Source organism: Pseudoalteromonas sp. (assembly GCF_018402495.1).
In the GTDB taxonomy this organism is placed as follows: Bacteria; Pseudomonadota; Gammaproteobacteria; order Enterobacterales; family Alteromonadaceae; genus Pseudoalteromonas.
In genome coordinates this window covers 119029-131849 of sequence record NZ_JAGYIU010000002.1, presented here as the reverse complement: position 1 = coordinate 131849, position 12821 = coordinate 119029, and the positions used below count along the sequence as shown (strand labels likewise).

General features: G+C 42.2%; 6 protein-coding genes, 2 rRNA genes and 1 pseudogene. All 9 read left to right on the top strand.

Annotation, left to right across the window (positions count from 1 at the left end; all coding sequences use genetic code 11):
- Window positions 1-293 precede the first annotated feature (293 nt).
- The 9 genes and pseudogenes from KG708_RS06100 to KG708_RS06060 all read left to right on the top strand — a co-directional run bounded on the left by KG708_RS06100 (window position 294) and on the right by KG708_RS06060 (window position 12677).
- Window positions 294-3181, top strand: a 23S ribosomal RNA gene (locus tag KG708_RS06100).
- Between the two features lie 136 nt (window positions 3182-3317).
- Window positions 3318-3432 (top strand): 5S ribosomal RNA (gene rrf / locus KG708_RS06095).
- A 213-nt stretch (window positions 3433-3645) separates the two neighbouring features.
- Window positions 3646-4803, top strand: a pseudogene (locus tag KG708_RS06090) (IS3 family transposase).
- 570 nt (window positions 4804-5373) lie between these two features.
- Window positions 5374-6429, top strand: a complete 1056-nt coding sequence (locus KG708_RS06085; protein ID WP_213608572.1) for a DUF2066 domain-containing protein — start codon at window positions 5374-5376, stop codon at window positions 6427-6429.
- Window positions 6429-7139: a DnaA inactivator Hda gene (gene hda / locus KG708_RS06080; protein WP_213609312.1), complete on the top strand. Its 711-nt coding sequence runs from the start codon at window positions 6429-6431 to the stop codon at window positions 7137-7139. The genes KG708_RS06085 and hda overlap by 1 nt, the downstream gene beginning before the upstream one ends.
- Before the next feature lie 82 nt (window positions 7140-7221).
- Window positions 7222-8202, top strand: a complete 981-nt coding sequence (gene pheS / locus KG708_RS06075) for a phenylalanine--tRNA ligase subunit alpha (protein WP_013464600.1) — start codon at window positions 7222-7224, stop codon at window positions 8200-8202.
- Between the two features lie 15 nt (window positions 8203-8217).
- A complete protein-coding gene (pheT, locus tag KG708_RS06070) occupies window positions 8218-10605 on the top strand; it encodes a phenylalanine--tRNA ligase subunit beta (RefSeq protein WP_213608571.1) in 2388 nt (795 codons plus the stop codon).
- A 2-nt stretch (window positions 10606-10607) separates the two neighbouring features.
- Window positions 10608-10904: an integration host factor subunit alpha gene (gene ihfA / locus KG708_RS06065; RefSeq protein ID WP_213608570.1), complete on the top strand. Its 297-nt coding sequence runs from the start codon at window positions 10608-10610 to the stop codon at window positions 10902-10904.
- Window positions 10905-11234: 330 nt separating this feature from the next.
- Window positions 11235-12677, top strand: coding sequence for a glyceraldehyde-3-phosphate dehydrogenase (locus tag KG708_RS06060; protein WP_013464603.1), 1443 nt, complete (start codon window positions 11235-11237; stop codon window positions 12675-12677).
- Window positions 12678-12821 lie beyond the last annotated feature (144 nt).

The window sequence follows — 12821 nt, the reverse complement described above, 5'->3', positions numbered from 1 at the left end:
CGATTTAGAACTTATTTGTTCGTAGTGTCCACACAGATGATTGTTAGTTAGTTTTACCCTCTGGGTTAACTAATTAATATGCTCTTTAAAAATTTGGAAAAGCTGATAATAAAATTCGTATAAATAACAGTGTTATTTATACAGAGTTTTCAAAAGTAAAAAGAATGATAGCAGTATCATTCAGTGCCATTTAATGAACGTTTACGTTTGTTGATTGGTATCTACTTTAGTATTCAATATTAACTTCTGGCGAAGTTAAACTGTCACAAAACAAAGACCCGTTTGGGTTGTATGGTTAAGTGACTAAGCGTACACGGTGGATGCCTTGGCAGTTGGAGGCGATGAAGGACGTATTAACTTGCGATAAGCCTAGTCAAGCTAGTAAAAAGCACTTGAGACTAGGATTTCCGAATGGGGAAACCCACCTGCTTGCAGGTATCGTTAACTGAATACATAGGTTAACGAGGCGAACGCGGAGAACTGAAACATCTAAGTACCCGTAGGAAAAGAAATCAACCGAGATTCCGAAAGTAGCGGCGAGCGAAATCGGAACAGCCCTTAAGCTTATTATGTGTTAATGGAAGGCGCTGGAAAGCGCCACGATACAGGGTGATAGTCCCGTACATGAAAATGCATTTTAAGTGAAATCGAGTAGGTCGGAGCACGTGAAACTTTGACTGAATATAGGTGGACCATCATCTAAGGCTAAATACTCCCAACTGACCGATAGTGAACCAGTACCGTGAGGGAAAGGCGAAAAGAACCCCTGTGAGGGGAGTGAAATAGAACCTGAAACCGTGTACGTACAAGCAGTAGGAGCCTACTTGTTGGGTGACTGCGTACCTTTTGTATAATGGGTCAGCGACTTATATTTTGTAGCAAGGTTAACCGAATAGGGTAGCCGTAGCGAAACCGAGTCTTAACTGGGCGTATAGTTGCAAGGTATAGACCCGAAACCCGGCGATCTATCCATGGGCAGGTTGAAGGTTGAGTAACATCAACTGGAGGACCGAACCCACTAATGTTGAAAAATTAGGGGATGACCTGTGGATAGGAGTGAAAGGCTAATCAAGCCCGGAGATAGCTGGTTCTCCCCGAAATCTATTTAGGTAGAGCCTCGGACGAATACCATTGGGGGTAGAGCACTGTTAAGGCTAGGGGGTCATCCCGACTTACCAACCCTTTGCAAACTCCGAATACCGTAAAGTACTATCCGGGAGACACACGGCGGGTGCTAACGTCCGTCGTGAAGAGGGAAACAACCCAGACCGCCAGCTAAGGTCCCAAAGTCATAGTTAAGTGGGAAACGATGTGGAAAGGCCCAGACAGCCAGGAGGTTGGCTTAGAAGCAGCCATCCTTTAAAGAAGCGTAATAGCTCACTGGTCGAGTCGGTCTGCGCGGAAGATGTAACGGGGCTAAACTATGCACCGAAGCTGCGGATTCAGAATTTATTTTGAGTGGTAGGGGAGCGTTCTGTAAGCGGTTGAAGGTGTACCGGGAGGTATGCTGGACGTATCAGAAGTGCGAATGCTGACATGAGTAACGATAATGCGGGTGAAAAACCCGCACGCCGGAAGACCAAGGGTTCCTATCCCATGTTAATCAGGGTAGGGTAAGTCGACCCCTAAGGCGAGGCCGAAAGGCGTAGTCGATGGGAAACGGATTAATATTTCCGTACTTGGTATAATTGCGATGGGGGGACGGAGCAGGCTAAGCAAGCATGGCGATGGTAGTCCATGTGAAAGTGTGTAGGCTAGTGACTTAGGTAAATCCGGGTTACTGTTAGGCTGAGACACGAGACGAGTCACCAAGGTGATGAAGTTGCTGATGCCATACTTCCAGGAAAAGCCTCTAAGCTTCAGATTATACCGAATCGTACCCCAAACCGACACAGGTGGTCAGGTAGAGAATACTAAGGCGCTTGAGAGAACTCGGGTGAAGGAACTAGGCAAAATCGTACCGTAACTTCGGGAGAAGGTACGCTCCGATTGGTGATGGGACTTGCTCCCTAAGCTGATTGGAGCCACGCAGTGACCAGGTGGCTGGGACTGTTTATTAAAAACACAGCACTGTGCAAAATCGCAAGATGACGTATACGGTGTGACACCTGCCCGGTGCCGGAAGGTTAATTGATGGGGTTATCTTCGGAGAAGCTCTTGATCGAAGCCCCGGTAAACGGCGGCCGTAACTATAACGGTCCTAAGGTAGCGAAATTCCTTGTCGGGTAAGTTCCGACCTGCACGAATGGTGTAACCATGGCCACGCTGTCTCCACCCGAGACTCAGTGAAATTGAAATCGCAGTGAAGATGCTGTGTACCCGCGGCTAGACGGAAAGACCCCGTGAACCTTTACTACAGCTTGGCACTGAACATTGAACCTACATGTGTAGGATAGGTGGGAGGCTTTGAAGCGTGAACGCCAGTTTGCGTGGAGCCGACCTTGAAATACCACCCTTGTACGTTTGATGTTCTAACGGAGACTGCTGAATCGTGGTCCCGGACAGTGCCTGGTGGGTAGTTTGACTGGGGCGGTCTCCTCCCAAAGAGTAACGGAGGAGCACGAAGGTTGGCTAAGTACGGTCGGACATCGTACGGTTAGTGTAATGGTAGAAGCCAGCTTAACTGCGAGACAGACACGTCGAGCAGGTACGAAAGTAGGTCATAGTGATCCGGTGGTTCTGAATGGAAGGGCCATCGCTCAACGGATAAAAGGTACTCCGGGGATAACAGGCTGATACCGCCCAAGAGTTCATATCGACGGCGGTGTTTGGCACCTCGATGTCGGCTCATCACATCCTGGGGCTGAAGTCGGTCCCAAGGGTATGGCTGTTCGCCATTTAAAGTGGTACGCGAGCTGGGTTTAGAACGTCGTGAGACAGTTCGGTCCCTATCTGCCGTGGGCGTTTGAGAATTGAGAGGGGTTGCTCCTAGTACGAGAGGACCGGAGTGAACGAACCGCTGGTGTTCGGGTTGTCATGCCAATGGCATTGCCCGGTAGCTACGTTCGGAACTGATAAGCGCTGAAAGCATCTAAGCGCGAAGCAGGCCTCGAGATGAGTTCTCACTAGACTTTTAAAGTCTCTGAAGGGCCGTTGAAGACTACAACGTTGATAGGCAAGATGTGGAAGTGGTGTGAGCCATTAAGCTAACTTGTACTAATTACCCGTGAGGCTTAACCATACAACGCCAAACGCGTTTTATGTGATAGTGAAACAAGCGAAGAAGTTAATAGACTAAAGTAGATACTTGAAGACTTTTATTATCAGAAATTCCAAATTTTAGTAAGTTCGATTAAATCGACCTTACACCATATTTGCTTGGTGACAATAGCGTTTTGGACCCACCTGACCCCATGCCGAACTCAGTAGTGAAACGAAACAGCGCCGATGATAGTGTAGCATTTGCTATGTGAAAGTAGGACATTACCAGGCTTCAAATAAGAGAAACCCGTTACAGCAATGTGACGGGTTTTTTGCTATCTGCAGGAAAGTACCCCAAAGCCATAAGCCCGCACAGGCCAATGAGAGTGTCGCATTTGCTATGTGGCTTTTTACCGCTGTGGGCACAATGACATTCTATGTAATGGTCTAATGAAATTGGAGAGGTTTATAGCGTAAAATAAGCTAAACCGAAAAGGTATCAACATGACCAGAAAATCAAAAGTTACACTCAGTGCACAGCAAAAACTTGAATATGCCAAATTAATGGTAGAAGAAGGCTATACCAATAAGCAAATTGAAGAAATCTCTGGCGCAGGAAAGTCAGCAGTATCACGTTGGAAGCAACAATATTTATCTGAGCTAGATGGTAAAAGCCCGGAGAATGTTCAAGCACTCACACCTGAGCAGCAACGTATCCAGTCGCTAGAGAAGCAGCTACAGCGGGCTTTAAGGGATAATGAAATATTAAAAAAGCCACCGCTTTCTTCATTCGCGACAATCAAAACTTAAAGTAATAAAAGAATTGAAGAAAGCAAACGTAGATTACACTATCACTGAATTGTGTCGTATTTTAGAGGTCAGTATGAGTAGTTATTACTATGAGCCTGTCAAACCTGATGAGCAAGAGCAGGTGCTTTTAGATGTAATTGAATCGATAGTTGAGGACTCTGGTAATACGTATGGCAGGCGTAGAATACACGCTGAACTGAATGCGCGTGACCACACAATAGGGGTATATAAAACGGCCGCACTGATGAAGAAGCTGAATATACAAGCCATTGTGCCGAAGAAAAACATTATTACCCCAATTCAGGTGATGAGCATCACTATGCACAAAACCTTTTAAAACGACAATTCAACCCCGATACACATAACACACATTGGGTCGGTGATATTACTTACATAAGGAACCAGCAAGGATGGAGTTATTTGGCTTGCGTATTAGATTTATCAACGAAGGAAATAGTAGGTTATGCTTTATCAAAAAGCCCTAATGCTGAACTGGCTAAGACAGCATTAAATAATGCAATTAAGCGCCAACAGCCGGTTCTTAGTCAACTGATGTTTCATTCAGATCAAGGCTGTCAGTATTCAGCGACCTCGTTTAGAGAGCGGTTATCACAACTGACTATAACGCAAAGTATGAGTCGCCGAGGTAATTGTTGGGATAATGCTGTTATGGAACGTTTTTTTAGAAGTTTAAAAACAGAGCGTTTAAATGGTCTTTCATTTATAAATCATAATTCAGTGATAAGTGAAGTAGATAATTACATTCAGTTTTATAATTACAAACGTAGGCATTCAGCGCTTGATTATATGACACCGCATCAGAAATATAATGAATTAAAAAATGCCGCTTAGAATCTCTCCTAAATTAGTTGACCATTACACTACTGTGTTGTCGCTACGAAGTAGCGCACCGACTCCAAATACAAGAAAGCCCGATTCGAAAGAGTCGGGCTTTTTTACGTCTGCAAAAAAGCAAAATACGCACACTCACCCAGCATTTATCGCGTAGGTTGGGCGAGCGAAGCGACTCCCAACGCATAGAGAGTGTCCCATTTGCTATGTGGCTTTTTACCGCTATGGGCACTATGACATTCTACTGCGTTGTCATACCATTTTGATTTAATTCATGATCTATTTAAACTAGGAGAGTTTCTTTCATAAAAATAGCTTGAAACGATTCTATATCATTCTTGTAAGAAACTAGGTCATTTTTATAAGAAGATGCATTTGATCACTTATTAAATAGTATTGGTATCACTATAAGGTAGCGCACCAATTCAAATTAGCCGGTATTTACTTTGAGGTTTTTTATGATCATCAAAGCGAGCTTAACGGTGTTAGTTTCTGAGAAAAATATAATTTTGCTTTGTTAGTGGCTTTGATTTAGGATCAAAACAGTTTAAAACCAATATTGATTTGCCTGTGTATAGATTATTAATTAGCGCCTTATCCATTTTCTTTTGTGTTTCTGTATCTGCAGTTGAAGTAACTGATCTATATCAAGATATTTTGGTCGTAGAAGATAAATCTCGTGATGCACGTTTAGACGCCAGTCGCGAAGCGTTGCTTAACGTATTAGTTAAAGTAAGCGGTGATAAAAGTGCAAATGAAAACGCGATGGCGAAGCAGCGTACTAAAGATATATCTGATTATATGCTTAAGTTTGAATACGATGAGCGTATTCCAGGAAAACTAAAGTTAATAGTAAAATTTGAAGCGCGAAAGATCAATGCATTAATAAAAGATCTTAATTTGCCTTTATGGGGTGTTCAGCGTCCTCTTGTTGCTATTTGGTTAGGTATTGAAAATAATCGTCAGCGTGAGCTGGTCACTCAAGAGAGTTATCCTCAGTTAGAACAACTTATTTATGATAAGGCAAGCCAACGAGGTTTACCTGTCGTTGTGCCTTTGCTCGATTTACAAGACCGGCGTCTTGTTGGTGTCCCCGAGGTTTGGGGGAATTTTTCCGAGCCGGTAGAAGAAGCATCTCAACGTTACAGTGCTGAGCGAAGTATTACTGCAAGAATGTATCAAGAACCTAACTCTGATAACTGGGTATTAGATTGGCGCTTTACTAATGATGAAATGTTTGAATCTAATCGTATTGTTGGCTACAGACAACAAATTGTTGCGCAAATGATTGATGATTTAGCACAAGGTTTAGCAGGCGAATATGCCATTGATCCGAATGCTTATTATGAGCAACGTACTGCCAATTTAACCCTAAAGGGAACAGATAACTTTGTGGATATAGAAATGGCAAAGCGTAGACTACTAAACCTAAGTGTTGTTACTGAAGCTTTTATTCTCAAAAAAACACCAGATTCAGTTGTATTTAAACTTAATCATACGGGGACTGTTAGCGATCTTAAAAAAGCTCTTGGTCTTGATAATGCCTTTAGAGATTACGTTGATCCTCGTGCGTTTTATCATATCGTCGATAAACAAAGTTTAGAGTACCAATGGGTTGCAAACTAATGCTACCTCAAGAGCCAATGCAAATGGCGTTACCTGTTACTTTGCCGGATGATGAAACGTTCGCATCATACTTTGGTGGAGAGGACTCGCTAGAAGTTAATCACCTTAAAGACAGCTTTTCTCAATTTGCTCACTCTTTTCAGTATACCTATTTGTGTGGTTTAGGTGATTCAGGAAAGTCTCATCTGTTATACGCAACGTGTATTCAAGCTCAAGAGCGTGGCTTATCTAATATGTTACTTTCCATGCGTGAGGTCATTCATTTTGGCCCTATGGTTTTGGATGGCCTTGAGGCGTTAGATGTACTATGCATTGATGATGTGCATTTAGTTGCAGGTAACGATGCATGGGAGAAAGCATTATTTAATTTCTTTAATCGCTTCAATGAGCCCAATAAAATGCTGGTAGTGACTGCCGATTTACTGCCAAATATGCTTAATATTAGCTTGCCCGATTTAGAATCTCGTTTAAAGTGGGGCACCACGTTTCAAATTCGTTCTATGAGTGACGATGATAAAGCACAAGCTCTGGTTAAGCGGGCAAATATGCGTGGGCTTGAACTGAGTGATGAATGTGCGCGATTTTTATTAACGCGTTTGAGCCGCGATATGCGCGCATTATTGGATGTATTGGATAAATTAGATCATGCTTCCATGGCTGCACAGCGAAAATTGACAATTCCTTTTATAAAATCAACGCTAAAGCTGTAGTAGGTCTAGAATCTAGACCCTGCTTTCAGTTATCATTAGCTAACTAAATTGTAATCACCTTCTGTGAAAGATCAGGTATCGAATGAACTTAGAAAACATATTAGCGCAAGCACTTGAGGCGGTAGCCAGTGCCAGTGAAATCGCGCAGCTAGAAGAGATCAGGGTTAACTATCTTGGTAAAAAAGGCGAAATTACCAGCTTACTTAAAACGTTAGGTAAAATTGCCCCTGAAGAACGTAAAGAAGCAGGCCAAGTAATTAACCAAGCTAAGCAAGACGTGCAAGTTGCGATTAATGACAAGCGTGAATTGTTAGCAAGTAAAGCATTAGAAGAAAAATTAGCCGCAGAAACAATCGATGTAACTTTACCTGGGCGTGTTATGCCATCAGGTGGTTTGCACCCAGTAACTCGCACCATTGAGCGTATAGAAAGCTTTTTTGGTGAGCTTGGCTTTGCTGTTAAGTCAGGCCCTGAAGTTGAAGATGATTTTCATAACTTTGATGCGTTAAATATTCCAGAGCATCACCCAGCTCGCGCCGATCACGATACCTTTTACTTTAATCCTAAGCTGGTTTTACGTACTCAAACCAGTGGTGTACAAATTCGTACTATGGAAACTGAGCAACCGCCACTTCGTATTATTTCGCCAGGGCGTGTTTACCGTAACGATTACGACCAAACACACACGCCTATGTTCCATCAGGTGGAAGGGTTAATGGTTGATACTGATGTAAGCTTCACTGAGCTTAAAGGTATTTTACATGACTTTTTACGTAACTTTTTTGAAGAAGACATGGAAATTCGTTTTCGTCCTTCATTCTTCCCGTTTACAGAGCCTTCAGCAGAAGTGGACGTGATGGGTAAAGACGGTAAATGGTTAGAAGTATTAGGCTGCGGCATGGTTCATCCTAACGTACTTAAGTCTGTAGGCATCGATCCTGAAAAATACACAGGTTTCGCTTTTGGTATGGGTGTTGAGCGCTTAACCATGTTGCGTTACGGCGTAAACGATTTACGTGCATTTTTCGAAAATGACTTAAAATTCCTAAACCAGTTCCGTTAAGAGTGAAGAGATAAAATGAAATTTAGTGAAAAGTGGTTAAGAGAGTGGGTAAATCCTGCAATTGATACGCAAGCTCTTTCGGAACAGCTTTCAATGGCTGGTTTAGAAGTAGATGGCGTTGAGCCGGCAGCAGCCAAATTTAATGGCGTTGTAGTAGGTGAAGTGGTTGAGTGTGGCCAGCACCCTGATGCAGATAAACTACGTGTAACAAAAATTAATGTTGGTGGTGATGAACTGCTTGATATTGTTTGTGGTGCACCAAATTGCCGCCAAGGTATTAAAGTTGCAGTTGCCACTGTTGGCGCAGTGTTACCAGGTGATTTCAAAATTAAAAAAGCTAAACTTCGTGGTCAGCCTTCACACGGCATGTTATGTGCGTTTGATGAGCTAGGTATTAGTGAAGAAGGCGATGGCATTATGGAATTGCCACTTGATGCGCCTATTGGTACAGATTTACGCGAATATTTAGCGCTTGATGACAACATTATTGACGTAGATTTAACGCCTAACCGTGGTGACTGTTTAGGTATTAAAGGTCTTGCCCGCGAAGTTGGCGTACTGAATAGCATTGATGTTAATACATTAAGCATTCCAGCAGTAGCGCCGACAATTGAAGATAAAGTATCAATTGAGTTGGTTAACGATGATGCCTGTCCTCGCTATTTAGGGCGTGTTATTAAAGGCATTAACCTTAATGCTGAAACTCCTTTATGGATGGTTGAAAAGCTACGCCGTAGTGGTGTACGTTCAATCGATCCGGTTGTTGATGTGACTAACTTTGTATTATTAGAGCTTGGCCACCCAATGCATGCATTTGATTTAAATGCGATTGAAGGTGGAATTAAAGTACGTAATGCAAACGCAGGTGAAGAATTAGTTTTATTAGACGTTAATACCGCTAAATTAAATGAATCGACATTAGTGATTGCCGATCATCATAAAGCACTAGCCATTGCAGGTATTTTTGGCGGTGAGCAATCGGGTGTTACTGAAAAAACAGCTGATATTTTATTAGAAAGCGCATTCTTTAACCCTGTAGCTATTGCAGGACAAGCACGCAGCTATGGTTTGCACACTGATGCATCTCATCGCTATGAGCGTGGCGTAGACTTTGCGCTACAACACGATGCAATGGAGCGCGCTACAGGGTTACTTCTGGAAATTGTAGGTGGTAATGCAGGTCCAATTGTTGAAGCGGTTGCTGCAGATAAACTACCAAAAGTAACTGAAGTGCGTTTACGTCGCTCACGTTTAGACCGCGTTATTGGTCATCATATTGACGATGCAAAAGTAACCGATATTCTTACGCGTTTAGGGCTTGATGTTAAATTTGACAATGATAGCTGGAGCGCTGATGTACCAAGCTACCGTTTTGATATTCGTATTGAAGAAGATTTAATTGAAGAAGTAGCACGTGTTTACGGTTATAACAGTATTCCTAATGTGGCACCAACTGCAAAACTTAAAATGACCACGCATGATGAGTCAACTGTTGCACTGAGCCGTTTTCGTAATGCGCTAGTTACCCGTGGCTATCAAGAAGCCATTACTTACAGTTTTGTTGATCCTAAAGCGCAAGCTATTTTGCATCCAGAGTGTGATGCATTGGTATTGCCGCACCCAATTTCAATTGAAATGTCAGCGATGCGTGTAAGTTTAATGCCTGGCTTATTGGCATCTGTTGCGTATAACCAAAACCGCCAGCAACCACGTATTCGCTTATTTGAACACGGCCTTAAGTTTATCAGCGATGAAAGCGCAGAAAATGGCGTTTACCAAGTGCCGGTTATTGGTGGTGTTATTACCGGGCTTGTACATGGTGAACATTGGATTGAAGAAAAACGTCACGTCGACTTTTATGACCTAAAAGGGGATGTTGAAGCATTACTTGCAATTACTAATGATGTTAGCCGTTTTGAAATTAAAGCTGAGCAATCAGATGGTCTTCATCCTGGTCAGTCTGCTGTGATTTATGTTGATGGCAAAAAAGTAGGTTTCTTTGGTGCATTGCACCCGCAAGCGCAAAAATCGTTAGATATCAATCATGCTACTTTTGTGTTTGAAATTGAAATGTCAGCATTGAAAAAAAGAAATTTACCGCAAGCTGTAGGGGTGTCTAAATTCCCATCAAATCGCCGCGACATCGCGATTTTAGTACAAGACAGCGTTAAAATAGGTGATATTTTAAACGTCATCGGAAAAGTTGGCGGAAATCAATTGGTTGACCTAAACTTATTCGATGTGTATAAGGGCAAAGGTATTGAGCCAAATTATAAGAGTTTGGCGATTGCTCTAACACTGCAAGCGGTTGATAGAACACTCGAAGAGAAAGATATCAATCAAGTAGTTGATAACGTGGTGGCCGCACTGGCCGAACAGTTTAATGCATCGTTGAGGGACTAGATATGGCGCTTACTAAAGCCGACATAGCTGAACACCTATTTGAAAAGCTCGGGATCAATAAAAAAGATGCCAAAGATTTAGTTGAAGCGTTTTTTGAAGAAATCCGCTCAGCGCTTGAAAAAGGCGAGCAGATTAAGCTCTCTGGATTTGGTAACTTTGATCTGCGAGATAAAAAAGAAAGACCGGGACGTAACCCGAAAACGGGAGAAGATATTCCAATTTCAGCACGTCGCGTAGTTACTTTTAGACCGGGGCAAAAGTTAAAGGCCCGTGTTGAAGTAGGGACAAGCAAAAAATAATCGAAAAGGCGGCGAAAGCTGCCTTTTTTGTATCTGTATCATTATGTTAAGAGAAAATAAATTTGAAGTAATGCAGCTTCAACTAACTTATCTTAACTTTCTAAATGCTTTTTCAGTATTGCTATTAAACAGGGAGCGGTGGGGGAGATTTTGAACAGCAAAGGTTGTCTTGTCTTAATATATTAACATTCTGACATAAACTTTAGCTCCTAACAGTAGAGAATAAAGTGAGATTAAATTAGAATAGGCTTGCCCGAAGGAATGTGTTGCTCTCAAAACTCGATGCATTCTTAGGCTATCCGTTCAAAATTGTTTAATTAGGTAAAAAAAATGACCTCATCTCACGAGTTAGAATACACAAGTAGCTGGCAAGAACGCCAAGATTACGCAGAAAGCATGCAACCAATTATTGGTAAATTGTACCGTAATCGTGGTATCGAAATCGCTGTTTACGGCCGTCCATTAGTAAATTCAAGCACTATTGATATTATCAAGTCTCACAAATCAGTCGCGCAATTTGAAGGGACTAAACTGCGCCTACGTGAAAGCTTCCCATTCTTAGAAGCTATCAGCAAAATGGAATTAAATTCTGCCCGTATCGATATTGGTAAATTAGCATACAGCTATTTATACACAGATGCAGCGAATGGTCGTTCAGTAGAAGAGTTTGTTAAAGATGAACTAGCTGAAATTGTTGACTCTAAACCAAAAGCACCACGTGACGTTGTACTTTATGGTTTTGGTCGTATTGGTCGCTTATTAGCGCGTTTATTAATTGAAAAGTCAGGCCCGTATGCCGATTTAAATCTTCGCGCTATTGTAGTGCGTGGCGGAAAAGATGGCGATTTAGAAAAACGTGCAAGCTTATTACGTCGTGATTCTATCCATGGTCCATTTAATGGTTCTATCACCATCGATAAAGAGCGTAATGCAATTAAAGCGAACGGTAGCTACATTCAAGTTATCTACGCTAACTCGCCAAGTGAAGTTGATTACAGCGCCTACGGTATCGAAAACGCACTTGTTGTTGATAACACAGGTATCTGGAAAGATGAAGCCGGCCTTGGTCAGCATTTAGAATCTAAAGGGGCTGCAAAAGTATTATTGACAGCGCCAGCTAAAGGCAACATTAAAAATATCGTTTACGGTGTAAACAACCAAGATATCTTACCAGAAGACAAAATTGTCTGTGCAGCAAGTTGTACAACCAATGCGATTACGCCAACACTTAAAGCATTAAACGATCAGTTTGGTATTAAGAATGGCCATGTTGAAACGGTTCACTCGTACACCAATGACCAAAACTTAATTGATAACTACCATAAAGCGGAACGTCGTGGTCGTGCTGCGGCACTAAACATGGTTATCACTGAAACAGGTGCAGCGAAAGCGGTTTCTAAAGCATTACCAGAGCTTGAAGGTAAACTAACAGGTAACGCAATCCGTGTACCTACACCGAACGTATCGTTAGCTATCTTAAACTTGAACCTTGAAAAGAGCACGACGGTTGAAGAGCTTAATGCGTTTTTACGTGAAACAGCACTTCACTCAGACCTACGTGATCAAATTGATTACACAGCATCAACTGAAATCGTATCTACCGATTTAGTGGGTAGCCGTTACGCAGGTGTTGTTGATTCTCAAGCAACGATTGTTGATGATAACCGCGTAGTACTTTACGTATGGTACGACAATGAGTTTGGGTATAGCTGTCAGGTTGTTCGCTGTATGCGCGACATGGCAGAAGTCTCATTCCCAAGTTTACCTCGATAAACACATGAGCAATTAAGAAAAGCCAGCACTCGCTGGCTTTTTTAGGTCTGAATATTTTTAAAGTGAAGCGGTTATGGTACGCTTTATTAAATTGGGTACGTGCTTATACACTTTTAAAGTACATTAATGCGTATTTACCTCTTG

What these genes read in the sequence shown, in the direction of transcription:
- hda (WP_213609312.1), top strand. Translation starts at nt 6,429, where the DNA reads ATGCTACCTCAAGAGCCAATGCAAATGGCGTTACCTGTTACTTTGCCG.
- pheS (WP_013464600.1), top strand. Translation starts at nt 7,222, where the DNA reads ATGAACTTAGAAAACATATTAGCGCAAGCACTTGAGGCGGTAGCCAGT.
- pheT (WP_213608571.1), top strand. Translation starts at nt 8,218, where the DNA reads ATGAAATTTAGTGAAAAGTGGTTAAGAGAGTGGGTAAATCCTGCAATT.
- ihfA (WP_213608570.1), top strand. Translation starts at nt 10,608, where the DNA reads ATGGCGCTTACTAAAGCCGACATAGCTGAACACCTATTTGAAAAGCTC.
- KG708_RS06060 (WP_013464603.1), top strand. Translation starts at nt 11,235, where the DNA reads ATGACCTCATCTCACGAGTTAGAATACACAAGTAGCTGGCAAGAACGC.